The organism is Paraclostridium sp. (assembly GCF_051657365.1).
Lineage (GTDB): Bacteria > Bacillota > Clostridia > Peptostreptococcales > Peptostreptococcaceae > Paraclostridium.
In genome coordinates, this window is record NZ_JBOFKN010000056.1 from 1 (window position 1) to 1411 (window position 1411).

Genomic DNA, 1411 nt, shown 5'->3' on the forward strand with positions numbered 1-1411 from the left:
TCCGAAGTTCAGCAGACGGCAAAACAGGTTACTGAGCTGTCCGCCAGTCTTGCCAAGGTGGATGAACTGGAAAGCAAGTTGGAAACCTGCAGCCAACAGCTTGATGAGTTGACCACGCGTCTGAATACCGAAGACAGCAACTCACAGCGACGACCATTCTCTACCGGTGGCAGCCATTCACCGTCAGAACAAACTAACTGCTAACGGAGCAGCACCTACATGAAAAAGAATACCAAATTTGCCTTTAACGCCTTCCTGCTGCGGTTAGCCGAACTGAACGGCGTTGATGTCACTGACCTGTCGTCAAAGTTTACGATTGCGCCGTCGGTCAACCAGACGCTGGAAGATGCGATCCAACAATCCTCGGCATTCCTGTCACTGATTAACGTTGTTCCGGTGCCTGAGCAGTCCGGCCAGTTGCTGGGACTAGGCGTTGGAACCAGTATCGCGGGGACAACCAACACTACCGATAAAGAGCGTGAGCCGACCGACCCTACCGCATTTAGCGATGTGGAATACAAGTGCGAGCAGACCAACTTCGATACGGCGCTGCCGAACGCCAAGTTGGATTTGTGGGCCAAGTTTAAAGACTTCCAACTGCGTATCCGTAACGCGATCATCAAGCGCCAAGCCTTGGACCGCATCATGATTGGTTTCAACGGTACATCCCGCGCGAAAACCTCTGACCGCGCGAAAAAACCTATGCTGCAAGATGTGAATATCGGCTGGCTGCAGAAAGTGCGTAATGATGCGCCAACGCATGTGATGGATGGTATCACTGCCGATGACGGCTCAGTGACCAAGGTTATCAAAGTGGGCAAGGGGGGCGATTACGCCAATCTGGACGCACTGGTTATGGATGCCGTGAATGAAATCATTGACCCCGTGTTTCAGGACGACGATGGTCTGGTGGTGATCTGTGGCCGTGCGCTGCTTGCTGACAAGTATTTCCCACTGGTGAACAAAGAGCAGGATAACAGCGAAGCCATGGCCGCTGAGATGATTATCAGTCAGAAACGCATGGGCGGTTTGCAGGCGGTACGCGCACCGTACTTCCCTGCCAATGCGCTGATGATCACCCGTCTGGATAACCTGTCTATCTACTGGCAAGAAGACACGCGCCGCCGCTCCGTTCTGGACAATCCAAAACGTGATCGCATTGAAAACCTTGAATCCGTGAATGAAGCCTACGTGGTGGAAGATTACCGCTGTGTGGCGTTGGTCGAAAACATCAAAGTCGGCTCATTCGTTGCGGCGGCATCACAACCGGCAGCTGCGGAGGCGTGATCATGCCAAGTCCTGCACGACGCCATTTAATGCGTGTTCAGGCTGAGGAGTCCGCCCAAATGGGCGGCTCTACCTTACGAAACCTATCGGCGTACAACCAGATGTTGCTCAAGCTGGAAGAAGA

The 1411-nt window shown here is 53.2% G+C and carries 2 protein-coding genes; both read left to right on the top strand.

What is annotated here, in order from left to right; genetic code table 11:
• The coding region (locus ACRCYC_RS03925) for a hypothetical protein (RefSeq protein WP_438617881.1) at positions 1 to 204 on the top strand (204 nt) is incomplete at its 5' end.
• Between the two features lie 15 nt (positions 205 to 219).
• Positions 220 to 1287 (top strand): phage major capsid protein, P2 family, encoded by a 1068-nt coding sequence (locus tag ACRCYC_RS03930; RefSeq protein ID WP_438617882.1) that lies wholly within the window; start codon positions 220 to 222, stop codon positions 1285 to 1287.
• Positions 1288 to 1411 lie beyond the last annotated feature (124 nt).

Excerpts from the sequence above, each read along its gene's own strand:
- ACRCYC_RS03930 (WP_438617882.1), top strand. The coding sequence starts at position 220 with ATGAAAAAGAATACCAAATTTGCCTTTAACGCCTTCCTGCTGCGGTTA.